The organism is Micromonospora ferruginea, from assembly GCF_013694245.2.
GTDB classification, from domain to species: domain Bacteria; phylum Actinomycetota; class Actinomycetes; order Mycobacteriales; family Micromonosporaceae; genus Micromonospora; species Micromonospora robiginosa.
Window position 1 is genome coordinate 3651841 of the sequence record NZ_CP059322.2, and the last position, 22134, is coordinate 3673974.

Sequence of the window (22134 nt, forward strand, 5' to 3'; positions counted from 1 at the left end):
GCCCGGTAGACGGGCGTGTTCGCATCCAACGTCAACATCGGGGGGTCTTTTCACCGACGGTGGTGAACCGGTCACCGCCGCCCGCCGACACGCCCGGAATCGGCCGTACGACACAATCGGCGGGTGTCCGAGCTGTCCGCTGCGTTCGTCCGGCTGCACGCCCGCCTCGCCCCGGTCGCGTTCGTCCCCGAGGTGCGGCTGCACCAGGCCGACGAGCCGATCGGCCTCTGGGAGCTGACCGAGGGCGAGTTCCGCAGCTCGCAGCCGCCGCCGTTCTGGGCCTTCGCCTGGGCCGGCGGGCAGGCGCTCGCCCGGCACGTGACCGACCACCCGGAGGTGGTCGCCGGCCGCCGGGTGCTGGACCTGGCCTCCGGCTCCGGCCTGGTCGCGATCGCCGCCGCCCGGGCCGGCGCGGCCGCCGTCCGGGCCGTCGAGGTGGACGAGCGGGCCGTCGCGGCGGTCGCGCTCAACGCCGACGCCAACGGGGTACGCGTCGACGCCGAACTCGGCGACGTGCTCGACTCCGACGCCGGGGACGCCGAGGTGGTGCTGGCCGGCGACGTGTTCTACAGCGAGGCGATGGCCCGGCGGATGCTGCGCTTCCTGCTCCGGGCCGCCCGTGCCGGCGCGCGCGTACTGGTGGGCGACCCGGACCGGGCGTTCCTGCCGCGCGAACGCTTCCACGCCCTGGCGACGTACGACGTGCCGGTGTCCGAGGCGCTGGAGAGCGTCCGGGTCAAGCGCACCACCGTGTGGGAGCTGGATCCGACCCCACCCGGCGCCCGCCGCTGACTGCCTGTAAGGCGGGGGCCCCGCTTAACGCCCCCGTGTTAGGCGGGGGCCCCGCTTAACGCCGCTGTTAAGCGGGGCCCCCGCCTCTACCGAATGCGTTAAGAAGGGCCCCCGCCTTACCAAAGTGGGGGTGGGTGGGTGCCGTTCGGCGGCGGTGGCGCGTGCGGCTCGCCGCCTAGCGTCGGCGCATGATCACACTTCGTGGGTTGACGAAACGGTTCGGCGGGGTGACCGCCGTCGACGACCTGACCGTCGAGATCCGCCCCGGCCAGGTGACCGGGTTCCTCGGCCCGAACGGCGCCGGCAAGTCCACCACCATGCGGATGGTGCTCGGGCTGGACCGGCCCACCGCCGGCGAGGCCCTGGTCGGCGGCCGGCCCTACCGCACCCTGCGCCACCCGCTGTACGAGGTGGGCGCGCTGCTCGACGCCACCGGCGTGCACCCGGCCCGCTCCGGCGCGGCGCACCTGCGGGCGATGGCGCGCAGCAACGGCGTACCGGCCCGGCGGGTGGCGGAGGTGCTCGACCTGGTCGGCCTGGACGCCCGCGCCGCCGGCAAGCCGGGCCGGGCGCTGTCGCTGGGCATGGGGCAGCGGCTCGGCATCGCCGGCGCGCTGCTCGGCGACCCGCCGGTGCTGCTGCTCGACGAGCCGGTCAACGGGCTCGACCCGGACGGGGTGCGCTGGATCCGCGGCTTCACCCGGCGGCTCGCCGACGAGGGCCGCACGGTGCTGATCTCCAGCCACCTGATGAGCGAGATGCAGCAGACCGCCGACCGGGTGGTGGTGCTCGGGCGCGGCCGGCTGGTGGCCGACGCGCCGCTGGCCGAGCTGATCGCCGCCCGGCCGGCCGCCTCGGTCCGGGTCCACGGGCCGGAGCCGGCGGCGCTCGCCACGCTCGCCGACCGGCTGGCCGCCGAGGGCGCCACGGTCACCGCCGACGGGGGCGGGCTCACCGTCGCCGGGAGCACCGCCGGCCGGGTCGGCGACCTCGCGTACGAGCTGGGGGTGCGGCTGCACGAGCTGACCCCGGTCGCGCCCTCCCTGGAGGAGGCGTTCCTGGAGCTGACCGCCGGCAGCGTGGAGTTCGCCGCCGGCCCGACCGGAGGTGGCACCCGATGACCACGTCGCCCACGCTCGGCCGCGCCCGGCCGGTACGCCGGCCCGTGCCGGCCGGCCACCCGCTCGCCGGTGCGGTGGCCGCCGAGTGGACCAAGCTCTGGTCGGTGCGCTCCACCTGGTGGACGCTCGTCGCCGCGCTGGTCACCATGGCGGCGACCGCCGCCCAGTTCGCCATCTACGCGGTGAACGCCAACACCGACGACGACCCGACCGTGAACCCGGGCGTGCTCGACGTCGGCGACGTGGTGGCCGGCTCGCTGGAGCTGACCCAGTTCGTCGTGCTCGGCCTCGGCCTGTTCGCGATCACCAGCGAGTTCGCCACCGGCACCATCCGTACCACGCTGCGCTGCACCCCGTCGCGGAGCCGGGTGCTCGCGGCCAAGGCGATCGTGGTCGGCGCGGTGACGTTCGGCGTCGGGCTGCTGCTCGCCGCCGTCGGCGCGGCGGTGGCCCGGCCGGTGCTGGGCGAGTGGGGGCGCGCGCCGTGGGGCGCCACGGTGACCGACGTGCTGGCCTGCGCCGCGTACCTGACGATGGTGGGCGTGCTGGCGCTCGGGCTGGCCGCGGCGCTGCGCGGCCCGGTGCTGACCCTGACCGTGCTCCTCGCGCTGCTCTACATCGTGCCGCTGTCCCTGCAGGAGCCGGACATCACCGTGCTCAACCGGATCGCGGACGGGTTCCCCGGCGTCGCCGGCACCCACTTCCTGGCCGGTGACACCGAGCCCTATCCGGCGGCCGTGGGGCTGCTGCTGCTCGCCGGCTGGGCCGTCGCCGCGCTGGCGCTCGGCCGGTGGGCGCTGGCCCGGCGCGACGCCTGACCGTCGCCGGGGCGGGGCTGGTCAGCTTGCCGGCGGGACCAGCCCCGCCTCGTACGCGAGGATCGCCGCCTGCACCCGGTTGCGCACGTCGAGCCGGGTGAAGACGCTGGTCAGGTAGCTCTTCACGGTGCCCTCGACCAGATGCAGCCGGCGGGCGATCTCGGCGTTGGACAGGCCCGCCCCGACCAGCGCGAGCACCTCCCGCTCCCGGTCGGTCAGGCCGGCCAGCCGGTCCCGGGCGGACGGGCCACGGGCGAGCCGCCCACCGCTCAACTCGATCACCCGACGGGCCACCCGGGGCGACAGGTAGGCCCCGCCGTCGGCCACCGCGCGCACCCCGGCCAACAGTTCCCTGGGGTCGCCGGACTTCAGCAGGAAGCCCGCCGCGCCGATACCGAGCGCGCGGGCGATCAGGTCGTCGTCGCCGAACGTGGTCAGCATGACCGGTGCGGTCTCCGGCACCAGGCGACGGATCTGCGCCGCCGCGTCGAGCCCGTCGCCGCGCGGCATCCGGACGTCCAGCAACGCCACCCGGGGCCGGTGCGCACGCACCAGCTCCACCGCGGCGGGGCCGTCGCCCGCCTCGCCGACCACCTCGATGCCCGGGTCGGCGGCCAGGATCGCCCGGACCCCGGCCCGCACCAGCGCCTCGTCGTCGGCGAGCACCACCCGCAGGGGCCGCCCGTGGTCGTCGGTCATGACGCGATCCGCTCCTTGCTGACCAGCCGGCCGTCGCGGAAGCAGAGCCGCCAGGTGGGCTCCGCGAACGGGAAGTTGCCGTCGGTGTAGAACTCGCAGCCCGGGGCCGCGCCGGTCGGGGGCGGGTCGGCCTGCCGCCGGGGCAGCCCGAGCGTGTCACGCTGCTCGCCCAGCCGCAGCCGGTCGTAGCCGGGACGGTCGAGCACCGCGCCGGCGGTGGCCAGCGGGTAGTAGATCAGCGCCAGCGCCACCGCCAGCCCGGCCGGCGCGCCGAACGCGACGAGCACGCTGCGCCGTACCCGCCGGCGGGCCTCCCGCAGCCGCCGCGCCTCGTCGGCGGGCCACCCGCCGTGGTGCGCCTCGCCGGGGTCGCCGACCGTCACCGGGTCGCCGTCGGGTCGGACCCCGCCCGGCGGAGGGGCGTCGCCCGGGGTGACGGCGGCGGGCACCGGGAGTCGGGCGGTGACCACCCAGCCGCCGTCGCGGGGGCCGGCGTCCAGGGCGCCTGCGGCGAGGCGTACCCGCTCGCGCAGCGCCAGCAGCCCGGAGCCGTGCGACGCCGGCCCGGGCAGCGGGTCCGCCGGGGCCGGCGGGTTGACCACCTCGACCGTGACCGCGTCGGCGGCGCGGGCCACGGTGACCGTGACCGGGGCGCCCGGCGCGTAGCGGGCGGCGTTGGTGAGCGCCTCCCGGACCACCCGGTGCACGGCGTGCGCGACGAGCGGCGGCAGGCCGGCGGGGGCGTCGGCGGACGTCCCGCCGCGCAGGTGCACGGTCATCCCGGCGTCGCGGGCGCCGTCGACGAGGTCGGCGACCGTCTCGCCGGGCGGACGCCGGGTGGGCTCCTCGCGCAGCACGCCGATCACCTCGTGCAGCCGCTCGGTCGCCGCGGCGACGCTGGCCCGCAGCTCCCCCGCCGCCGCCCGGTGGGCCGGGGACAGCCCGGTCGCCAGCTCCAGCGCGCCCGCCCGCAGCGCGACGAGGCTCAGGTCGTGGCCGAGCGAGTCGTGCATGTCCTGGGCGATCCGGGCCCGCTCGCGCAGGCGTACCTGTTCCGCCGCGCTCCGGCGCTCCTGCTCGGCGTGCCGCCGCCCGGCCTCGGCCAGCGCCCGGTGCTGCCGTCGCAGCCGGCCCAGCAGCCAGGGGAACACGCCGGCGAAGAGCAGCACCGAGGCGAGCTGGAACCAGACGGCCGGCTCGGTGTCGAGCAGGCCCAGGTTGAGCACGGTGCCGGTGAGCGCGATGGCGGCGAACACGGCCGCCGCCGGGGCGGCCCGCGCGTCGCGCAGCCCGGCGAGGTAGCCGAAGACCGGGATGGCGAACATCACGTTGCCGTCCACCAGGGAGCCCGCCACCACCAGCAGCACCGCCGCGAGCGGCCGGCGGCGGCCCATCACCACCGCGAGGCCGAGCAGCGCCAGCATCCCGACCAGCAGCGGCGCCTCGTGCGAGCGCCACGGCGGGGTGAGCCGGGCGTACGTCACCGGCGTCGCGAGCACGGCCCAGAGCAGCAGGTCACCGGTCCGGGTACGGGCCGTCCACGACAGCGGGCGCAGGTTCACGGCAGTCACGCTACCCACGCCCGGCCGGCCCGGACACCGACGAAGGTCAGGTGCGCACCCGGCGCGATCAGCCGGGGCGGCGGCGGCGTTAAAAGGGGCCCCCTCCTCTACCGAATGCGTTAAGAAGGGGCCCCGCCTTAACCGCTCTCCTCGGCCCAGGCCCGCCAGTCGTCGAGCACGCCGTAGAGGGCGGGGGTGAGCCAGCCGGGGGCCGAGCGGCGGAACACGCCCGGGTCCATCCCGCCGGCGCCGGCCGGCACCGCGCCGAGCAGGTTCGGCACCAGCTCGGACAGGTTGAGCCAGTGCACCAGCTCCGCCTCCGCCGGCCAGGCGCCGATCACCACGCCGGCCGGGACGGCCCGCCGTTCCAGCGCCTCCAGCGTCAGCGCGGTGTGGTTGAGCGTGCCGAGCCCGGCCCGCGCCACCACCACCGCCGGCGCGCCCAGCGACACCGCCAGGTCGGCCACCGTCCAGGGCTCGCCGGACGGGCGCAGTCCCATCGGTACGAGCAGCCCGCCGGCGCCCTCGACCAGCACCAGGTCGTGCTTGTCGGCCTCCTCGCGGATCGCGTCGACCGCGCTGTACAGCTCCAGCGGCGGCAGCTCGGCGACCCGGGCCGCGGCCAGCGGGGCGAGCGGGTCCGGATAGCTGGCCAGGGTGCGGCCGGTGAGCGGGGCGGCCAGCCGGGTCACCGAGTCGACGTCGCCGGGCTCGCCGGTGGCCGTGCCGGTCTGGCCCGGCTTGACCACCGCGACCCGCAGGCCGGCCGCCTGCGCGGCGGCGGCCACCGCCGCGGTCACCACGGTCTTGCCGACCTCGGTGTCGGTGCCGGTCACCAGCACCGCCCCGGTCCAGCCGTCACTCATGAGACACACTCCACGATCACGTCCAGCGCGCGGGCGAACTCCGCCCGGTCCACCCCGGCGCCGACGGTCAGCCGCAGCCGGGAGCGGCCGTCGGGCGTGGACGGCGGGCGGAAACAGCCGACCGCCACGCCCCGGTCCCGGCAGGCGGCCGCCCAGGCGGTCGCCTCCTCCGGACCGGGCGCGGTCACCGAGACCACCGCCGCGTCGGGGGCGGAGACGGACAGCCCGGCCGCGCCGAGGCGGCGCACCGCGAGCGCGACCCGGTCGGCCAGCTCGGCGCGCAGCGCGTCACCGGCCCGGGCGAGCCGCACCGCGGCGTGCACCCCGGCCACCACCGCCGGCGGCGGGGCGGTGTCGAAGATGAACGTGCGGCCGGTCTCCACCAGGTGCCGGACGAACTCCGCCGGCCCGGCGACCACGCCGCCGGCCCCGCCGAGCGCCTTGGACAGGGTCGCGGTGACCACCACGTCGGGCTCGCCGGCCAGCCCGGCGGCGGCCACCCCGCCGGCCCCGGCCGGGCCGGTCACGCCGATCGCGTGCGCGTCGTCGACCAGCAGGAGCGCGCCGTGCCGGCGGGTCACCTCGTGCAGCTCGGCGAGCGGGGCCAGGTCGCCGTCGACGGAGAAGACCGACTCGGTCACCACCACGGCGGGGCGGCCCGGCGCGGCGGCCAGCGCGGCGGCCACCGCGGCCACGTCGCCGTGCGGCGTCACCACCGTCTCGGCCCGCGAGATCCGGCAGCCGTCGATCAGCGAGGCGTGGTTGTGCGCGTCGGAGACGAGCAGCGTACGCGGCTGGGTCAGGCCCCGGACCGCGGCGAGGTTGGCCAGGTAGCCGGAGGAGAAGACCAGCGCCCGGTCGACGCCGAGCCAGTCGGCCAGCTCGTCCTCCAGCGCGTGGTGCAGGTCGGTGGAGCCGCGCACCAGGCGCGACCCGGTGGCGCCCAGCCCGTACCGGGACAGGGCCGTCGTGGCGGCGGCGGTGACCTCCGGGTGGGCGGCCAGGCCCAGGTAGTCGTTGCCGGCCAGGTCGACCACGGCGTCGTCGGCGGCGCGCGGGCGCAGCGTGCGGGTCAGGCCCGCCTCGGCGCGCAGTTCGGCGCCCCGGTCCAGGGCCGCCAGCCAGTCCGCCACCGTGCCGTCCCCTCCCGCCGACCTCCCGCCCCGCCCGGGCGCTTCCGCGGGGCGAAGTTACCACCCGGCCAGGCAGCCCCGGCGTGGCGCGGTGCCGGCTCGCCGGGTTAGGTTACGGCCATGCCAGAGATCCTCGACCAGGCCCGGACCCGGGTGCTGGAGAACGGCGTCGGCCTCGACCAGGCCGGCATCCTCGCCGTGCTGAACCTGCCGGACGAGCACCTGCCGGCCGCCCTCCAGCTCGCCCACGAGGTGCGGATGCGCTGGTGCGGCCCGGAGGTCGAGGTGGAGGGCATCGTCTCGCTGAAGACCGGCGGCTGCCCGGAGGACTGCCACTTCTGCTCCCAGTCCGGCCTGTTCACCTCGCCGGTGCGCTCCGTCTGGCTGGACATCCCGGCGCTGGTGGAGGCCGCGAAGCAGACCGCCGCGGCCGGGGCCAGCGAGTTCTGCATCGTGGCCGCCGTGCGCGGCCCGGACGCCCGGCTGATGAAGCAGATGCGCGACGGGGTGGCGGCCATCCGGGAGGCGGTCGACATCCAGGTCGCCGCGTCGCTCGGCATGCTCACCCAGGAGCAGGTCGACGAGCTGGTGGAGATGGGCGTGCACCGCTACAACCACAACCTGGAGACCTGCCGCTCCTACTTCCCGAACGTGGTCACCACGCACTCGTGGGAGGAGCGCTGGGAGACGCTGCGGATGGTCCGCGAGTCCGGCATGGAGGTCTGCTGCGGCGGCATCCTCGGGCTCGGCGAGACGGTGGAGCAGCGGGCCGAGTTCGCCGCGCAGCTCGCCGAGCTGGACCCGCACGAGGTGCCGCTGAACTTCCTCAACCCGCGCCCCGGCACGCCGCTGGGCGACCGCCCGGTGGTCGAGGGCAAGGACGCGCTGCGGGCCATCGCCGCGTTCCGGCTGGCCATGCCGCGCACCATCCTGCGCTACGCGGGCGGGCGCGAGCTGACCCTCGGTGACCTCGGCACCCGCGACGGCCTGCTCGGCGGCATCAACGCGGTCATCGTCGGCAACTACCTGACCACGCTGGGCCGGCCGGCAACGGACGACCTGAAGTTGCTGACCGAGCTGAAGATGCCGGTGAAGGCGCTCTCCGCGACCCTGTGAGGCGATGGTGACCGAGCTGACCCGACCCGCCGAGCTGACCCGACCCGCCGCGCCCGCCGACGGCGGTCAGCCGGTGGCGCGCTGGTGCGACAGGTGCGGCGAGTCGGTGGCCGACGGCCCGCACGCGGCGTGCGCGGCGGCCCGGGCGCTGGAGCCGCCGCGCTGGTGCCCGTCCTGCCGGCGGCGGATGAAGGTGCAGGTCGTGCCGGCCGGCTGGTCGGCGGTCTGCGTCGAGCACGGCGAGCGGCGGGGCTGAGCGGTGCTGCGGGGACGGGCGGTGACGCTGCGGCCGGCGACGGACGCCGACGTCGCGGCGCTGGCCGCGATCCGGGCCACCCCGGAGGTACGCCGCTGGTGGCGCGGTGACGACGACCTGGCCGGGGCGGTCCGCGCCGACCTGGCCGACGACTCGCTGACCGTCTACGTGATCGAGCACGAGGACCGGCTGGTCGGGGCGATCCAGTGGTACGCCGAGACCGACCCGGACTACCGCCACGCCAGCCTGGACGTCTTCCTCGACCCGGCGGCGCGCGGCGCCGGGCTGGGCGGGGACGCCATCCGCACGCTGGTCCGGCACCTGGCCGACGAGTACGGCCACCACCGGTTCACCATCGACCCGGCGGCGGCGAACACGGCCGCGATCCGGGCGTACGCGAAGGTGGGGTTCCGGCCGGTGGGCATCATGCGCCGTTACGAGCGCGGCGCGGACGGGCGCTGGCACGACGGCCTGTTGATGGACCTGCTCGCCGAGGACCTGCCCGACTGAGTCGGGCGTGCCCGGCACCGTGCGGTGCCGGGCACGTCCGGTCGGCTAGCGCTGGAGGGTCAGCACACCCGGCCGCCAGGGCAGCAGGTTGTAGTCGCCGCCCGCGCTGGGGTTCTTGCCCTGGTACAGCAACTGGAGGTTGCAGGCGTCGACGGTCTTGGTCTGGTCGGGGTTGTTGCGGACCAGGTCACCGTGGCTGATGTCGTTGGTCCACGTCGCGCCGCTGTTGGCCTTGCCGGCGAAGGGGTTGCTCTCGCTGGCCGCGTTCGGGGTCCAGGTGCCGCCCAGGCTGGTGGCGGTGAAGGAGCGGAAGTACCGCCCCTGGCTCCCGATCGCCTCGACGAGCATGAGGTACTGGTTCTGGCCCTGCACCTTGTAGACCTCGACGCCCTCGAACAGATTGTTCGTCGAGTCGGTCATGATCGTCGTGTAGCTGGAGCCGAAGCTGCCCGGGAAGTTCCCGAGCGGCATGCTCGACCGGTAGATCTTGCCGTTGTCCCCGGCGAAGAAGAGGTACATGTTCTGGTCGTCGCCGATGAGCGTCTGGTCGATGACGCCGTACGGCGCGTCGGGGAGGGTGGCGGTGGAGAGCGTCTGCGGCGCGGACCAGCCGTTGGCGTTGGTCGGGTCACTCGACGTCTTGTAGCTGAACGACGTCGGCCCCCACTGGTACGCCAGCACCCAGATGTTCTTCGGGGCGAAGTAGAGCAGGGTGGGCGCCACGGTGCCCTGGCTCATCCCGGTCTGGCTGGCCGAGGCCATGTCGGACCAGTTGGTGAACAGGCCGAAGTTCATCGAGCCGTACGAGCCGCCGCTGTTGACGTTCGACGCGTAGACCAGGTGCTTGCCGTTGTAGACGACGTTGGTGAAGTCCTTGACCGAGACCCACCCGTTCGCCGGGTTGGCCAGCGCGCCGGTCGACGACCACCGGTAGGTCGACGGGAGCGCGCAGCCGCTGGGCGGCGGCGAGGACGTCGGCGAGGTGGTCGGGGACGGCGAGGTGGTGCCGCCGCCGAAGTCGGTCCGCCACTGCTGGTTGGTCTGCCCGTGGCAGTCGTAGAGCTGGATCTGCTGCCCGTTGCCGGTGCCCCAGACGTCGAGGCAGCGGCCGGACTGCACGCCGCTGATGGTGCCGTTGGAGTTGAGGTTCCACTGCTGGTTGGCCTGGCCGTTGCAGTCCCAGATGATGATGCCGGTGCCGTTGGCGGTGCCCGCGCCGTTCGCGTCGAGGCACTTGCTGCCGTAGACCATGAGTTGCTTGCTCGACGTGTACGTCCACTGCTGGTTCGACTGGCCGTTGCAGTCGTAGAGCTGGACCCGGGTGCCGTTGGTCTGGGTGGCGTTGGGCACGTCGACGCACCGGCCCGACTGCACGCCGACGATCCGGCCGTTGCCGCCGGACGGCGGCGGCCCGGTGGTCGGCCCCGAGGTCGGTCCCGAGGTCGGGGCGGCGGCGTTGAGGGCGTTGAGGACCGAGGTGTACGCGGCCTTCTTGTTGCCGCCGCCGTCGAACAGCAGCGGGCTCTCGCCGGAGCGCCACGAGTCGCTGTCCCGCACCCCCCACACCGTGATGCCGATGCAGCGCGGCACGTTCACGCAGGCCTGGGTCAGCCCGGCGTACTGCGAGGTGGAGGCGTTGGTGACGTCCGCCTCGGTGAGCGCCACGTCGACGCCGAGGGCGGCGAAGCTGGACAGCGTGGTCTGGAAGTTGCTCGGCAACGAACTACCGCCGGTGAAGTGGGTCTGCAACCCCACGCAGTCGATCGGCACGCCACGCGACTTGAAGTCCTGGATCATCCGGTAGACACCCTGCGTCTTGCCGTACGACCAGTTCTCGATGTTGTAGTCGTTGTAGCAGAGCTTCACCGACGGATCCGCCGCCCGCGCGGTGCGGAACGCCACCTCGATCCAGTCGTTCCCGGTGCCCTGCAGGTTCGAGTTACGACGGCTGCCGTCCTCGTTGAACGCCTCGTTCACCACGTCCCACGCGGCGAGCTTGCCCTTGTAGTGGGCCATCACGCCGTTGATGTGGTCGATCATCGCCTGCCGCAGGTTGCTCCCGCTCAGGCTCTGCATCCACCCCGGCTGCTGGGCGTGCCAGGCCAGCGTGTGCCCGCGGACCTTCAGGCCACGCTGGGTCGCCCAGTTGTAGATCTGGTCACCGGAGTTGAAGTTGAACTGACCCCGCTGGGGTTCCGTCGCGTCCGGCTTCATCTCGTTCTCGGCCGTGATCATGTTGAACTCACGCGCCGCGATGGTGCTGTAGGTGGAGTCACCGAGCCGGCCGGCCGCGATCGCGGTGCCGAAGTAGCGACCGGACTGCGCGGCCGCCGCGCCCAGCGTGCTCGCGGCGGCGTTCGCGGACGGCATCATCACCGCCACCGCGGCCACGGTCACGGCGCTGACCGCGCCGGCGAGCACCGCTCGCACGGCGGGCGACCGCCGACGCCAACTCCCGCCGCGCTGGACGGATGGGCTCCTTGCCATCTTGGCCTCCTTGCTGGCCAACACCCGAGCCGTCTGGGCGAGGACGACTGGACGTCGTGGTTGGAATATCTAGCTGTGTCGATGCTTACATCGGGCCTCGGCCCGGACAAAGAGTTTCGGAAAAGTTTCGGAAATGTTTTTTGGGACCGGAGGGCGTAGCGAGGCCGGTCGCCGCACTCGGGCGACCGGCCTCGCCACGCCGACGATCGGCGGTCAGGAGACGGTGCAGGCGGCCCCGTTCAGGGTGAAGCCCGTCGGCCTCGGGTTCGCGCCGGTGTGGGTGCCGTTGAAGCCGAAGCTCGTCGACGCCCCCGCGGCGAGGGTGCCGTTGTAGGACAGGTTCGAGGCGGTCACCGCGGTGCCGGTCTGGGTGACGTTCGCCGACCAGGCCTGCCCGACCTTCTGCCCGGCGTTGCCGAACGTGAACGCCAGCGTCCAGCCGTTGAGCGCCGTGGTGCCGGTGTTGGTGACGGTGACGTTCGCGGTGAACCCGGTGTCCCAACTGTTCGTCGTCCAGGTCACCGCGCAGCCGCCGCCGGTCGGGGCGGCCGTGGTGGTGACCGTGACGCCGGGCGAGGCCGGCGAGACGTTGCCGGCCGCGTCCACCGCGACCACGGTGAAGGTGTAGGTGGTGGACGCGGTCAGCCCGGTCACCGCGAGCGTGGTGCCGGTGGTGGAGCCGACCAGCGCTGTCCCGCCCCGGTAGACCCGGTACCCGGTGACCCCGACCGCGTCGGTGGCCGGGCCCCAGGCCAGGGTCAGGCCGGTGGCGCCGACCGCGGAGGCGGTGGGCGTGCCGGGCGCGGTGGGCGCGGTGGTGTCCGGCGCCGGGGCGGCGGGCGTGGTGACGGTCAGCGCCGTCGACGCCGCCGACCGGTTGCCGGCGCCGTCGAGCGCGCGCACGGTGAACTGGTACGTCCGCTCCGGCGTCAGCCCGGTGACGGCGAGCGTGGCGCCGGTGGCCGCGGTGACCACCGGATCGGTGCCGGTCGAGGTCCGGGTCACCTCGTAGCCGGCCAGGCCGCTGCCGCCGGTGTCGGTGGAGGCGGGCCAGGTCAGGGTCAGGCCGGTGGCCGTGACGCCGGAGGCGACCGGGGTGCCGGGAGCGGTCGGCGCGGTGGTGTCCGGGGTGGCCGGGCCGGGCTCGTCGCCCCAGACCCGCACGCCGCCGGAGTAGAGCGGCACCTTCCGGTTCGGCCCGGCGGTCGCCTGGTAGGAGGGGTCGTTCGTCGGGTCCCAGGTGCCGCCCTCGGGCACGCCGATCTTGAACTGCACCTCCATCCGGTGCTGCGACTGCCCGGCCGGCGCGATCGTGTAACCGGTGCAGTCGACCTCGACGTACCAGATGTCGCCGCTGAGCTGCTTGGCGGTGGACGGCGACGGGCAGCCCTGGGTGTAGCCGGGCGTGACGGTCACCGGGCCGGTGCCGTCGGGCCGGAAGTAGTACCGGAACTTACCGGTGGTCAGCGCCCGGGCCGGGAACGCCGACTTGTTGTAGATGATCGCCTTCAGCCCGGTGGCGCGCGGCTCGGCCTGCATCACCGTGGTCTCCACGGTCAGCTCGTCCATGTCCGGCGTCTCGGCGGCCGGGAAGCCGGCGCGCGGGCTGCCGCCGTACTCGTTGGTCAGCCGGGCCAGCGCGGAGGTGAAGCCGGCGTTGTAGTCGGTGGCCACCTCGTTCATCACGTAGTCGGAGCGGCTGTCGGTGTACGCGTCGTTGGCCGCCGACGGGCCGCCGACGAGCGCGCCGTAGAGCACGTGCCGGGTCTCGGTGGGCACGGTCTGGCTGTCCCACCAGGAGCCGTGCGCGGTGCGGTGGTGCGGGTTCTTCGGCGCGTTGGTCCCGTACCCGATCAGGTAGCTGGAGTTGCGCGGGTTGTCGCCGAGCGCGTAGTTGACCTGCCGGACCGCGAAGTCGTGGTAGCGGGCCTTGCGGGTCGCGTCGGTGGTCTTGTCGCTGTAGACCAGCGCGGCGAACGAGGTGTTCGCCGCATAGCGCAGCGCGCCCCAGGAGTCGAGCACCGCCATCCCGCCGGGCGAGTACGGCACCTTCTGCCCGTTGACGCCGACGGTCCAGTAGTCCAGCCACCGGTTGGCGTCGTCGACGTACTTCTGCTTGCCGGTCAGGTTCGCCAGCAGCACGTACGCGCCGAACTGCTTGTTGTCCCAGGCGATCGTCCACTTGTAGGAGCGGGTGGTGGACTGCGGCTCGGTGCCGAGCTTGTCGTACTCGCTCTCCGCCTTGGCCAGGTAGGTCGCGTCACCGGTGGCCCGGTAGAGCCAGATCGCGCCCCAGACCAGCTCGTCCTGGTAGCCGCTCCACGACTTGTAGAACGAGGCCGCGTCGGTGATGCACTCGCTGTAGGCCTTCCGCACCGTGTCGGCGAACGTGTAGAGCTGCTTGGCGTGGCCGAGCAGCTTGTCCGCGTAGGCGGCGTCGGTCGGGCGGAACACCATCGACGACGCGGCCATCGCGGCCGCCGTCTCGCCGGCCAGGTCCGCGCCGCCACAGCTCGCATCGATCTTGTACGCGGGCCGCGCCATCGGCAGCACCTCGGCCGGCCCCCACCACTTGTGGTCGTCGTCGCCCTTGCCGACCTGGCCGTAGAGGACGTTCGGCGCCGGGTGCGCCTTGACGAAGTAGTCGTTGACGAAGCGCAGGTTGTTGAGCAGGTAGCTGAGCTGGCCGGAGGCCACGTAGCCGTCGCGGTACTCGACCGCGCCCCAGGCCAGCATGGTGGTGCTGAACGCCATCGGGAAGCCGAACTTCACGTGGTCGCCGGCGTCGTACCAGCCGCCGGTGAGGTCCACGCCGACGTCCGCGCCGTCGGTGAGCGCGGAGTCGCCGCGCCAGGAGACCCGGTTCCAGGCGGGCTTGCGGCCGGACTGCTGCGCCTCGTAGAAGAACAGCGACTTCTGCAACGCCTCGGCGTAGTTGAACGCGGGCGCGGCCTGCGCCCCGGCCGGGGCGGCGGCCGGCGCGGCGGCGGCCGGGAGCGGCACGGCGGTGGCCAGTGCGGCCACCAGCGCGGCGCCGGCGGCGAGCAGCCGGCGGGACGGGCGACCGCGCGGCGGCGGGGTCGGTCGGGGCATGGCGAGCTCCTGTGGAGGATGGGCTGCCGCACGGCGGCGCGATCGGCGTCGGACGGTGCCGGTCGGGCCGCCGTGCGGCGGTGGTGGTGGGGTGGACCGCGGAGGCGCGGGAGCGCTCCCATGGATGGTTGACAATGTAATCTCGCGGTCACCACTTGGGAAGACGGCCGCCGCCCCACCCCTCGGGATACTCGTCGGTAACTTAGATCACATCGATGGACTGTTGCCCGCCGCGCGACCGGCACGGGACAGTCGCCCCATCCAGCGGCGTCATCGACGCCGCCGCTCCCCGGACAACCCTGAGGAGATCGCGATGGCTCTCAGACTCGCCGACGGCACCTCCTGGTCCGACACCCTGACCCGGGCGGTGGCCGCCGCCCCGGAGGCCTTCACCACCGCCGACGACGGCACCGCCACGCTGCACAACCTCGTCGAGGGACAGTGGCGGCAGACCGGCACGCCCACCGCGGTCCGCACCCCGGTGGACAACACCGTCCTGGTGAACCTGGCCCGCCTCGACGCCGACGCGGCACGCGCCGCGGTCGCCCACGCCGCGTCCGCGCACCGCGACTGGGCCCGTACCCCGCTCGCCGAGCGGACCGCCCGGGTCCTCGACGCGCTCGACGCGCTCACCGCCCACCGCGACCTGCTCGCCCTGCTGCTGGTCTGGGAGATCGGCAAGCCGTGGCGGCTCGCCTGCGCCGACGTGGACCGCGCGCTCGACGGCGTGCGCTGGTACGTCGGGGAGATCGAGCGGATGCTCGCCGGCGGCCGCGAACCGCTGCCCGGCCCGGTCAGCAACATCGCCTCCTGGAACTACCCGATGAGCGTGCTGGTGCACGCCGAGCTGGTGCAGTTGCTCGCCGGCAACGCGGTGATCGCCAAGACCCCGTCGCAGGGCGGCGCGGTCTGCCTCACCGTCGCCCACGCGCTGATGCGCCGCGCCGGCCTGCCCGCCACGCTGCTCTCCGGCAGCGGCGAGGAGCTGTCCGAGGTGCTGGTCCGCGCGCCGGAGATCGGCGCGGTGGCGTTCGTCGGCGGGCGCTCCAACGGCGGCAAGGTCGCCGCCGCGCTGCTCGACTCCGACAAGCGGCACTTCATCGAGCAGGAAGGGCTCAACGCCTGGGGCGTCTGGGACTTCTCCCGGTGGGACACGCTCGCCGCGCACCTGCGCAAGGGCTTCGAGTACGGCAAGCAGCGCTGCACCGCGTACCCCCGGTTCGTGGTCCAGCGGGACCTGGTCGACGAGTTCCTCGACATGTACCTGCCGGTCGTCCGCTCGATCCGGTTCGGCCACCCGCTCGCGGTCGGCGACGACTGGACCGCCGGCGACCCGCTGCCCGAGCTGGACTTCGGCCCGCTCATCAGCGCCGCGAAGGCCGACGAGCTGCGGCGCAAGGTGGACGAGGCGGTCCGCGGCGGGGCCGTGCCGCTGCACCGGGGCAAGCTCGACGGGGCGCCGTTCCTGGACGGGCAGGACACCTCCGCGTACGTCGCCCCGGCCGTGCTGCTCGCCCCGCCCGGCCGGTCCCGCCTGATGCACGCCGAGCCGTTCGGCCCGGTGGACACCATCGTCGTGGTGGACACCACCGACGAGTTGCTGGCCGCGATGAACGCCTCCAACGGCGCGCTGGTCGCGTCGCTGGCCTGCGACGACGAGGAGCTGGCCGGCAAGCTGGCGGTGGACCTCCAGGCGTTCAAGGTGGGCATCAACAAGCCCCGCTCCCGGGGCGACCGGGACGAGCCGTTCGGCGGCCGGGGCGCCTCCTGGAAGGGCGCCTTCGTCGGCGGGGACCTGCTGGTGCAGGCCGTCACCGTCGGCGGCGACGACCGGCTCTACGGCAACTTCCCCGACCACAGCAGCTACCCAAGCACCTGATCGGTGTAAGGAGGGGCCCCCTGTTAACGCCTCGCGTAGGAGAGGGGCCCCTTCTTAACACGCGGCCTGGTTCAGCAGCCGGGGTTGGCGGCGACGCACCTCCGCTCGGCCGCCGGGCGGGTCGGTCGGGGCGGGTCAGCCGCGAGGCGCGGCCCAGGCGGTGAAGCGGTCCTCGAGGTCCGCCGGACGCCGGCCGCCGTCCAGCTCGGCCAGTTCCTCGGCCGCGGCCTCGTGCAGGGTCAGGAGGTACGCCCGCAACTCGGCCCTCCGCTCGCGGTAGCGCGCGAGGAGGGTCAGCTTCGCCGTCGAGCACGGCCGGGCCACCCGCAGGCACGGCAGCGCCAGGTCGGCCGCGACGGGACGTGGTCGGCGGGACCGGGGCGACGGGCCATCACACGAGCGCGCCGACGCGCGGGCGGCGCTGCGACACCGGCGGCGGTGGGGTCAGCACACGCACCCCGCTCCGTCGCACGAACACCGACCGGCGGGCGGTCGCGGTGCCGTCCGGGCCGAGCCGCTAGACGTCCACCCACCACCAACCGTCGTCCGTCGTCCAGTCCAGCACCCGGATCAACCGGACCCTGATCGGGCAGGCGAACTGCGGCGACGCCTCCCGGGTCAGGTGCAGGACGTCGCCCGTACGCAGCGCGGGCACCTCCGGCCGGTGGCGGCCCGGCCCGGTCACCGACCGTCGCCCGGTCGCGGGAAGAGCGTCGTCGGCGTACGGGACTCGAAGGACCCGTCCGGCCCGGCGCTCGCCTTCGAGCCGACGTCCTGGCGAGCGTTCGTCGCCCAGGTCGCCGCGCGCGGCTGACCCACCCGGCCCGAGCGCGCCCCGGACCCGCGCAGCCCAGGGCGAACCTCTGCCGATCTTGGACTTGTGGCACCTCCGATTTCACGCCGAATCAACGCCTTTCTGGCACCACAAGTCCATGATCGACGAAGTCCTCAACGCAAGCCCGCCGCACGTCCAAGGTCGAGCGGTTGATCATGAGGTTGACGGCGATGTCGATCTCCGGTGATGCCGCTAACTTCATGATCATTTCCCCGTCGTGCCGCTCGCCCATCGGAGCCTCGCCTTTTCGGCGTTGTGAGCGTGCGGGGCTTGAAGGACCCGACGGCCGCCGTCGAGCCGGTCTGCCGGCGGGGGTTCGTCGCCCAGGTCGCCGCGCGCGGTTGGCCTGGGCGGCCGCGAAGGGGCCCGGGCCCGTGCGGGGCGGGGCGCTCTGCCGTTTCGGGCTGCCGGCATCTTGTCGGCGGGTGGGTAGCGGCGGACGAACCGGCGTCCGCCTGCCGCCCGGGTACACGAACGGGGCCCCCGCACCGGAGGCCCCGTTCGTGTCACCGTCCCCCGCATCGGAGGTCGGTCAGGGTGGCGCCGCATCGGCGCCGGTTGCGGCCCCTCCGCCCGGTCCCGCGACGTGCCGCGCCGTTGCGGCTCGCCCGAGGGCCCGGCCGGATCGGCCGTGAGATCAGATCGGACCCGACCGCTGGCTCGGCAAGCCCTGGCCGGCCTGCGCCGGTCCCACGACGCGACCGGCCGGGGACGACGCAACGGGTGCCAGCGGCACGGTCGCGGTCAGCAGGGTGCCGTCGCGCTCCACGGTCGCCGGCCGGTCCAGCCGGCGCAGCGTCCGCAGCATCGGCGTGTTCTCGGCCTGCACGTGCAGCAGCACCGCGGCGTAACCGGCCCGGTCGGCGTGGCCGACCAGGCGGCGCAGCAGCGCCGAGCCGAGACCCCGGCGCTGCCAGTCGTCGCGGACCAGCAACGCCGCCTCGGCCTCGTCGCCCTCGCCGAGCAGGTTGGCCATCGCCACCACCGGCTCCGCCGGGCCGCCGGAGCCGGCCGTGACGAGCACCGACGTTCCCCGGGCCGGCTCCAGCAGCCGGCGCAGCCGGCCCGGCGACGGGTCCGCCGCCCCACTCAGGTAGCGCCGCTGCCGGCTCCGCGCCGAACAGCCGGCGTGCAGCTCGCGTACGGCCGGCACGTCGTCGGCGGTGGCCGGCCGCACCGACACCTCGGCGCCGTCCGGCAGCACCAGTGTGACCCGGTCGGCGTCCCGGTGACCCAGCGTCGCGGCCAGCTCGACTAGCGCCTGCGCCCGGGCGTACTCGGCCGGGGTGAAGCTGGGCTCCCGGCGGCGCAGCTCGTAGGCGCCGCCCGCCGGGTCGGCGAGCAGCATCGTGGTGCCGCCCACGCCACCCGGGTCGGCGGCCGGCGTGGGCCGCCAGGTCACCGTGTCGGCGCCGAGCAGCGTCCGCAGCGTCGCGCCGGCCGCCTCCGGGTCGCGGACCAGCCGGGCGGCCAGCCCGAGGACCCGGGTCGGCTCGTCGGCCAGCCCGCGCGCCTCGCTGCGCGCGACCCAGCAGTCCCGGCCCCGACCCCGCTCCACGGCGGCCCGCAGCTCGGCCTCGGTGACCTGCTCCGGCGCGTCGACCAGGAAGTCGTCGACCGCGCCGACCTCGGTGGTGTGCACCTGCACGGTGAGGATGTTGACCCCGCGCAACGCGAGGCTCGCCGTGAGCACCGACAGGTAACCCGGCCGGTCGTCAACGGTGGCCCGGATCCGCCACAGCGTCATGGTTGTCTCCCTTCCTCACCACCGACCATGCCGGTCGGCTGTTGCGCGCCCGTTGCCCCCCGGTGACGGGCCGCCATCGGCTCAGGTGATCGTGGTCACCGGCGGCGCGCCCACCAGGTCGAGCCGGTCGCCGAGGATCACCGCGCTGGCGCGCACCAACTGGGCGAGCCGGTCCACCTCGGTGGAGTGGAAGGCGGCGGCCGAGAGCGGCTCGCTGTGATCGCGGGAGACCACCAGCACCAGGCCGGCGCGGCCGAACGGCGCGACCGCGTAGTGGTGCCCGTCCGGGCTGGTCATCGCGCGGGCGCGCAGCGGCGTCACCTCGGGCAGCCTGGGCGGCGTCGGCGCCCGCCAGCTCGCGTGCCCGACGGTGGCCGAGCCGCCGTCGCCGCTGCGCGACGCCCAGTCGAGCGGGACCACCGCGGCCACCGCCCAGTCGGCGGCGAGCAGCCCCGGAACCGCGTCGACGAGCGTGGCCACCCCGTCGGTCGGGTTCGCCGCCACCTGGGCGAGCAGTTCCGCGTCCTGGCCGGTGGTGGTCGGCGTGCCGATGGCCCGCCACACCCCGTCCACCCGGACGCCGGGGATCGCGGCCAGGCCGGCGAGCAGCCGCTCCACCCGCGCCGCGCCGGGCCAGACGACGGTGAAGTCGTCCACCGCCCGCCCGCCGAGCCGCTCCAGCACCACCACCTGGACGATGTCGGCGCCGGAGACGCCGAGTGTCCGGGCCACCTGGCCGAGCGTGCCCGGTCGGTCCGGCAGGGTCACCCGAACTCTCAGCAGCATGTCTGATCCCCTCCGCTCGGCGGGCCGGCGACGGCCGGCAGGCTGGGGCCCAGCCTGCCGGCTGGCCATTTCGTCCCCGTTGCCGCGGCGTGTCCCGCCGGGAAAATCCGACCTTGACAACAAAGCTGAGCTGCCATCAACTATCCGGATGACCGATCCGGCCGTCGACGCCGCCCGGCCCCCGACCGGTCCGGCCCCCCGCGGGCTCGACCTCGACCGGCTCGCCGCCCACCTGGCGACGCACCGGCCGGAGCTGGCCGGGCCGCTGTCCGCGCGGCTGATCGCCGGCGGCAAGTCCAACCTGACCTACCTGCTGCGCGCCGGCGACCGCGAGGTGGTGCTGCGCCGGCCGCCGCTCGGGCACGTGCTGGCCACCGCGCACGACATGGCCCGGGAGCACCGGGTGATCTCGGCGCTGGCCCCGACCGGCGTACCGGTCCCGGAGGCGCTGCTGCTCTGCGCCGACGAGAGCGTGATCGGCGCGCCGTTCTACCTGATGGCCAAGGTCGACGGCGAGGTCTACCGGCGGCGGGCGCAGACCGACGCGCTCACCGCCGACCAGCGGCGCGACCTCGCCCTGGCGATGATGGACACGCTCGCCACGCTGCACCGGGTGGAGCCCGCAGAGGTCGGGCTGGCCGACTTCGGTCGCCCGGACGGCTATCTGGGCCGGCAGGTCCGCCGCTGGGCCGGTCAGCTCGACCGCTCCCGCAGCCGCCCGCTGCCCGGCATCGACGAGCTGCGCGACGCGCTGGCCGGCAGCGTCCCGGAGGGGGCGAACGCGGGTCGCGTCGTGCACGGCGACTACCGGCTCGACAACCTGCTCGCCTCCGTCGACCCGGTGGCGGTGCGGGCCGTGCTCGACTGGGAGATGGCCACGCTCGGTGACCCGCTCGCCGACCTCGGCCTGCTGCTCACCTACTGGGACGTGCTGGGCGACAGCGAGCACGCCGAGGGCAACCCGGTGGCCGACGGCATCGGCCCCCGCGCCGGCTTCCCCACCGGGGCCGAGCTGATCGACCGCTACGCCGGGCGCAGCGACGTCGACGTCGGGCCGCTGCACTGGCACGTGGCGCTGGGCTGCTTCAAGCTGGCGGTGATCTGCGAGGGCATCCACTACCGCCACACCCTCGGGCAGACGCTCGGCGAGGGCTTCGACCGGATCGGCGAGATGGTGGCGCCGCTGGTCGCGCACGGTCTGCACGCGGTGAGGGAGAGATAGATGGAGTTCGCGTACGACGACCGGACGGTCGAGCTGCGGCAGAAGCTGGAGGCGTTCCTCACCGAGTGCGTGCTCCCGGCCGAGCCGGTGCACCACGAGCAGGTGCTGGCCGCCGGTGACCCGTGGGCCCGCCCGCCGGTGATGGCCGAGCTGAAGGCCGAGGCCCGGGCCCGCGGCCTGTGGAACCTCTTCCTGCCGGACGCGCGCTACGGCGCCGGGCTGACCAACCTCCAGTACGCGCCGCTGGCCGAGCTGACCGGACGCAGCCCGCACCTCGCCCCGGAGGCGCTCAACTGCGCCGCGCCGGACACCGGCAACATGGAGCTGCTGGCCGAGTTCGGCTCCGACGCGCAGCGGGAACGCTGGCTCGCGCCGCTGCTCGCCGGTGACATCCGCTCCGCGTTCTGCATGACCGAGCCGGAGGTCGCCTCCTCGGACGCGACGAACATCGCCACCCGGATCACCCGCGACGGCGACCACTACGTGGTGGACGGCCGCAAGTGGTGGTCGTCCGGTGCGATGGACCCGCGCTGCGAGATCTTCATCGTGATGGGCAAGACCGACCCGGACGCCGACCGGCACCGCCAGCAGAGCATGATCCTGGTCCCCCGGGACACCCCGGGCGTGACGGTACGGCGCGGGATGACCGTCTTCGGCTACAGCGACGCCCCGCACGGCGGGCACGCCGAGATCGACTTTTCCGGCGTCCGGGTGCCGGCGGAGAACCTGGTCGGCGCCGAGGGCACCGGCTTCGCCATCGCCCAGGCCCGCCTCGGCCCGGGCCGCATCCACCACTGCATGCGGCTGGTCGGCATGGCCGAGCGGGCGTTGGAACTGCTCTGCCGGCGGGCCCTCGACCGGGTCGCGTTCGGCCGTCCGCTCGCCGAGCAGGGCGTGGTGCGGGAGTGGATCGCCGAGTCCCGGGTCCGGATCGAGCAGGCCCGGCTGCTGGTGCTCAAGACCGCGTGGTTGATGGACACGGTCGGCAACAAGGGCGCGCACACCGAGATCCAGGCCATCAAGATCGCCACGCCGGCGATGGCCGAGTGGGTCATCGACAAGGCCATCCAGGCGTACGGCGGGGCCGGTGTCAGCCAGGACACCCCGCTCGCCGCGCTCTGGGCCCAGGCCCGGACGCTGCGTCTCGCCGACGGCCCGGACGAGGTGCACCGAGCGTCGCTGGCCCGGCGGGAGCTGCGCCGCTGGTCCTGA

20 protein-coding genes and 1 pseudogene are annotated in these 22134 nt (G+C 74.5%); 10 read left to right on the forward strand and 11 right to left on the reverse strand.

The window, feature by feature from the left end:
• Nucleotides 1-123: 123 nt before the first annotated feature.
• The 3 genes from H1D33_RS15685 (at nucleotide 124) to H1D33_RS15695 (ending at nucleotide 2731) form a co-directional block, all read left to right on the forward strand.
• Nucleotides 124-792 carry a class I SAM-dependent methyltransferase gene (locus H1D33_RS15685; protein ID WP_181572425.1) on the forward strand — a complete coding sequence of 223 codons (669 nt, stop codon included), beginning with the start codon at nucleotides 124-126 and terminating at the stop codon, nucleotides 790-792.
• A 188-nt stretch (nucleotides 793-980) separates the two neighbouring features.
• Entirely contained in the window at nucleotides 981-1913 is a 933-nt protein-coding gene (locus H1D33_RS15690; RefSeq protein ID WP_181572424.1) for an ABC transporter ATP-binding protein, read from the forward strand.
• Nucleotides 1910-2731 (forward strand): ABC transporter permease, encoded by an 822-nt coding sequence (locus H1D33_RS15695; RefSeq protein ID WP_181572423.1) that lies wholly within the window; start codon nucleotides 1910-1912, stop codon nucleotides 2729-2731. Before H1D33_RS15690 ends, H1D33_RS15695 begins: the two co-directional genes overlap by 4 nt.
• A 21-nt stretch (nucleotides 2732-2752) precedes the next feature.
• Here the strand turns inward: H1D33_RS15695 and H1D33_RS15700 are convergent, their stop codons facing one another.
• From H1D33_RS15700 to H1D33_RS15715, 4 genes are all read right to left on the reverse strand, one after another.
• Nucleotides 2753-3430, reverse strand: a complete 678-nt coding sequence (locus H1D33_RS15700) for a response regulator (RefSeq protein ID WP_181572422.1) — start codon at nucleotides 3428-3430, stop codon at nucleotides 2753-2755.
• On the reverse strand, nucleotides 3427-4992 hold the full coding sequence (locus H1D33_RS15705; RefSeq protein ID WP_246412082.1) for a sensor histidine kinase: 1566 nt from the start codon (nucleotides 4990-4992) through the stop codon (nucleotides 3427-3429). Before H1D33_RS15705 ends, H1D33_RS15700 begins: the two co-directional genes overlap by 4 nt.
• Before the next feature lie 137 nt (nucleotides 4993-5129).
• On the reverse strand, nucleotides 5130-5858 hold the full coding sequence (gene bioD, locus H1D33_RS15710; protein ID WP_181572421.1) for a dethiobiotin synthase: 729 nt from the start codon (nucleotides 5856-5858) through the stop codon (nucleotides 5130-5132).
• Nucleotides 5855-6991 (reverse strand): 8-amino-7-oxononanoate synthase, encoded by a 1137-nt coding sequence (locus H1D33_RS15715; RefSeq protein WP_181572420.1) that lies wholly within the window; start codon nucleotides 6989-6991, stop codon nucleotides 5855-5857. Before H1D33_RS15715 ends, bioD begins: the two co-directional genes overlap by 4 nt.
• A gap of 120 nt (nucleotides 6992-7111) precedes the next feature.
• Here H1D33_RS15715 and bioB point away from each other — a divergent pair, with 120 nt between their 5' ends.
• Genes bioB through H1D33_RS15730 form a run of 3 tightly spaced genes read left to right on the forward strand, consistent with a single transcriptional unit; the run spans nucleotide 7112 to nucleotide 8873 of the window.
• Nucleotides 7112-8107 (forward strand): biotin synthase BioB, encoded by a 996-nt coding sequence (gene bioB / locus H1D33_RS15720; protein WP_181572419.1) that lies wholly within the window; start codon nucleotides 7112-7114, stop codon nucleotides 8105-8107.
• Nucleotides 8108-8111: 4 nt separating this feature from the next.
• Nucleotides 8112-8363 (forward strand): biotin synthase auxiliary protein BsaP, encoded by a 252-nt coding sequence (bsaP, locus tag H1D33_RS15725; protein ID WP_246412080.1) that lies wholly within the window; start codon nucleotides 8112-8114, stop codon nucleotides 8361-8363.
• A gap of 3 nt (nucleotides 8364-8366) precedes the next feature.
• Nucleotides 8367-8873 (forward strand): GNAT family N-acetyltransferase, encoded by a 507-nt coding sequence (locus tag H1D33_RS15730; protein WP_181572418.1) that lies wholly within the window; start codon nucleotides 8367-8369, stop codon nucleotides 8871-8873.
• A gap of 45 nt (nucleotides 8874-8918) precedes the next feature.
• Here H1D33_RS15730 and H1D33_RS15735 read toward each other — a convergent pair whose 3' ends face one another.
• Nucleotides 8919-11360: a non-reducing end alpha-L-arabinofuranosidase family hydrolase gene (locus tag H1D33_RS15735; protein ID WP_181572417.1), complete on the reverse strand. Its 2442-nt coding sequence runs from the start codon at nucleotides 11358-11360 to the stop codon at nucleotides 8919-8921.
• Between the two features lie 213 nt (nucleotides 11361-11573).
• Entirely contained in the window at nucleotides 11574-14453 is a 2880-nt protein-coding gene (locus H1D33_RS15740; RefSeq protein WP_181572416.1) for a glycoside hydrolase family 9 protein, read from the reverse strand.
• Between the two features lie 313 nt (nucleotides 14454-14766).
• Here H1D33_RS15740 and H1D33_RS15745 point away from each other — a divergent pair, with 313 nt between their 5' ends.
• Nucleotides 14767-16332 carry an aldehyde dehydrogenase family protein gene (locus H1D33_RS15745; protein WP_181572415.1) on the forward strand — a complete coding sequence of 522 codons (1566 nt, stop codon included), beginning with the start codon at nucleotides 14767-14769 and terminating at the stop codon, nucleotides 16330-16332.
• A gap of 135 nt (nucleotides 16333-16467) precedes the next feature.
• Here the strand turns inward: H1D33_RS15745 and H1D33_RS15750 are convergent, their stop codons facing one another.
• Both H1D33_RS15750 and H1D33_RS15755 read right to left on the reverse strand, forming a co-directional pair.
• Nucleotides 16468-16656 (reverse strand): flavin reductase, encoded by a 189-nt coding sequence (locus H1D33_RS15750; protein WP_246412078.1) that lies wholly within the window; start codon nucleotides 16654-16656, stop codon nucleotides 16468-16470.
• Between the two features lie 193 nt (nucleotides 16657-16849).
• Complete coding sequence (locus H1D33_RS15755; RefSeq protein WP_246412307.1) at nucleotides 16850-17017, reverse strand: hypothetical protein; 168 nt, start codon at nucleotides 17015-17017, stop codon at nucleotides 16850-16852.
• A gap of 12 nt (nucleotides 17018-17029) precedes the next feature.
• On the opposite strand from H1D33_RS15755, the pseudogene H1D33_RS15760 reads away from it, so the two are divergent.
• Nucleotides 17030-17146: pseudogene (locus H1D33_RS15760) on the forward strand (DUF397 domain-containing protein); the annotation flags it as partial.
• A 91-nt stretch (nucleotides 17147-17237) separates the two neighbouring features.
• Here H1D33_RS15760 and H1D33_RS15765 read toward each other — a convergent pair.
• The 3 genes from H1D33_RS15765 to H1D33_RS15775 form a co-directional block, all read right to left on the reverse strand.
• Complete coding sequence (locus tag H1D33_RS15765; protein WP_181572414.1) at nucleotides 17238-17399, reverse strand: hypothetical protein; 162 nt, start codon at nucleotides 17397-17399, stop codon at nucleotides 17238-17240.
• A 405-nt stretch (nucleotides 17400-17804) separates the two neighbouring features.
• Complete coding sequence (locus tag H1D33_RS15770) at nucleotides 17805-18914, reverse strand: GNAT family N-acetyltransferase (protein WP_181572413.1); 1110 nt, start codon at nucleotides 18912-18914, stop codon at nucleotides 17805-17807.
• An 81-nt stretch (nucleotides 18915-18995) separates the two neighbouring features.
• Nucleotides 18996-19700 carry an ACT domain-containing protein gene (locus H1D33_RS15775; RefSeq protein ID WP_181572412.1) on the reverse strand — a complete coding sequence of 235 codons (705 nt, stop codon included), beginning with the start codon at nucleotides 19698-19700 and terminating at the stop codon, nucleotides 18996-18998.
• A gap of 148 nt (nucleotides 19701-19848) precedes the next feature.
• Between H1D33_RS15775 and H1D33_RS15780 the strand changes: the two genes are divergently transcribed.
• Nucleotides 19849-20922, forward strand: coding sequence for a phosphotransferase family protein (locus tag H1D33_RS15780; RefSeq protein WP_181572411.1), 1074 nt, complete (start codon nucleotides 19849-19851; stop codon nucleotides 20920-20922).
• Complete coding sequence (locus tag H1D33_RS15785) at nucleotides 20923-22134, forward strand: acyl-CoA dehydrogenase family protein (protein ID WP_181572410.1); 1212 nt, start codon at nucleotides 20923-20925, stop codon at nucleotides 22132-22134.

Coding starts and splice junctions, on each gene's coding strand:
- H1D33_RS15690 (WP_181572424.1), top strand. CDS start 981: ATGATCACACTTCGTGGGTTGACGAAACGGTTCGGCGGGGTGACCGCC.
- H1D33_RS15695 (WP_181572423.1), top strand. CDS start 1,910: ATGACCACGTCGCCCACGCTCGGCCGCGCCCGGCCGGTACGCCGGCCC.
- H1D33_RS15700 (WP_181572422.1), bottom strand. CDS start 3,430: ATGACCGACGACCACGGGCGGCCCCTGCGGGTGGTGCTCGCCGACGAC.
- bioD (WP_181572421.1), bottom strand. CDS start 5,858: ATGAGTGACGGCTGGACCGGGGCGGTGCTGGTGACCGGCACCGACACC.
- bioB (WP_181572419.1), top strand. CDS start 7,112: ATGCCAGAGATCCTCGACCAGGCCCGGACCCGGGTGCTGGAGAACGGC.
- bsaP (WP_246412080.1), top strand. CDS start 8,112: ATGGTGACCGAGCTGACCCGACCCGCCGAGCTGACCCGACCCGCCGCG.
- H1D33_RS15735 (WP_181572417.1), bottom strand. CDS start 11,360: ATGGCAAGGAGCCCATCCGTCCAGCGCGGCGGGAGTTGGCGTCGGCGG.
- H1D33_RS15740 (WP_181572416.1), bottom strand. CDS start 14,453: ATGCCCCGACCGACCCCGCCGCCGCGCGGTCGCCCGTCCCGCCGGCTG.
- H1D33_RS15745 (WP_181572415.1), top strand. CDS start 14,767: ATGGCTCTCAGACTCGCCGACGGCACCTCCTGGTCCGACACCCTGACC.
- H1D33_RS15765 (WP_181572414.1), bottom strand. CDS start 17,399: ATGGGCGAGCGGCACGACGGGGAAATGATCATGAAGTTAGCGGCATCA.
- H1D33_RS15770 (WP_181572413.1), bottom strand. CDS start 18,914: ATGACGCTGTGGCGGATCCGGGCCACCGTTGACGACCGGCCGGGTTAC.
- H1D33_RS15775 (WP_181572412.1), bottom strand. CDS start 19,700: ATGCTGCTGAGAGTTCGGGTGACCCTGCCGGACCGACCGGGCACGCTC.
- H1D33_RS15780 (WP_181572411.1), top strand. CDS start 19,849: ATGACCGATCCGGCCGTCGACGCCGCCCGGCCCCCGACCGGTCCGGCC.
- H1D33_RS15785 (WP_181572410.1), top strand. CDS start 20,923: ATGGAGTTCGCGTACGACGACCGGACGGTCGAGCTGCGGCAGAAGCTG.